Annotated in this window: 1 protein-coding gene; it reads right to left on the reverse strand. The window is 71.2% G+C overall.

The window, feature by feature from the left end:
• Window positions 1-1,022, reverse strand: a 1,022-nt coding sequence (locus ACFVWD_RS58545; RefSeq protein WP_389607352.1) for an acetyl/propionyl/methylcrotonyl-CoA carboxylase subunit alpha, incomplete at its 3' end; no start/stop codon positions are given.
• Window positions 1,023-1,026 lie beyond the last annotated feature (4 nt).

Genomic DNA, 1,026 nt, shown 5'->3' on the forward strand with positions numbered 1-1,026 from the left:
GGGTCTTCGCCGTTGATGCGGAACTCGAAGGAGTGGCCGCGCAGGACGGGGTCGCCGTAGCCGAGTGCTTCGCCGTCGGCGATGCGGAACATCTCGCGGACGAGGTCGATGCCGGCGACTTCCTCGGTGACCGGGTGTTCGACCTGGAGGCGGGTGTTGACCTCCAGGAAGGAGATCGTGCCGTCCATGCCGACGAGGAACTCGACGGTGCCGGCGCCGACGTAGCCGGCTTCCTTGAGGATCGCCTTGGAGGAGGAGTACAGCTCCGCCACCTGGGCGTCCGACAGGAACGGCGCCGGGGCCTCCTCCACCAGTTTCTGGTGGCGGCGCTGGAGGGAGCAGTCGCGGGTGGAGACGACGACGACGTTGCCGTGGGTGTCGGCCAGGCACTGGGTCTCGACGTGGCGGGGCTTGTCGAGGTAGCGCTCGACGAAGCACTCGCCGCGGCCGAACGCGGCCACCGCCTCACGCACGGCGGAGTCGTAGAGCTCGGGGACCTCTTCGAGGGTGCGGGCGACCTTCAGACCGCGTCCGCCGCCGCCGAAGGCGGCCTTGATCGCGATGGGCAGCCCGTGCTCCTCGGCGAAGGCGACGACCTCGTCGGCGCCGTTCACCGGGTCGGGGGTGCCCGCGACGAGGGGGGCTCCGGCGCGCTGGGCGATGTGGCGGGCGGCGACCTTGTCGCCGAGGTCGCGGATGGCCTGCGGGGGCGGGCCGATCCAGGTCAGGCCGGCGTCCAGGACGGCCTGGGCGAACTCGGCGTTCTCCGACAGGAAGCCGTAGCCCGGGTGGATGGCGTCCGCGCCGGAGTCCTTGGCGGCCTGGAGGACCTTGGCGATGTCCAGGTAGCTGGTGGCGGGGGTGTCACCGCCCAAAGCGAACGCCTCGTCCGCCGCCCGGACATGCGACGCGTCCCTGTCTGGTTCCGCATACACGGCAACGCTCGCGATCCCGGCATCCCGGCACGCCCGGGCCACGCGGACAGCGATTTCGCCACGGTTGGCGATGAGCACCTTGCGCACGATG

Source organism: Streptomyces sp. NPDC058086 (genome assembly GCF_042885015.1).
Lineage (GTDB): Bacteria > Actinomycetota > Actinomycetes > Streptomycetales > Streptomycetaceae > Streptomyces.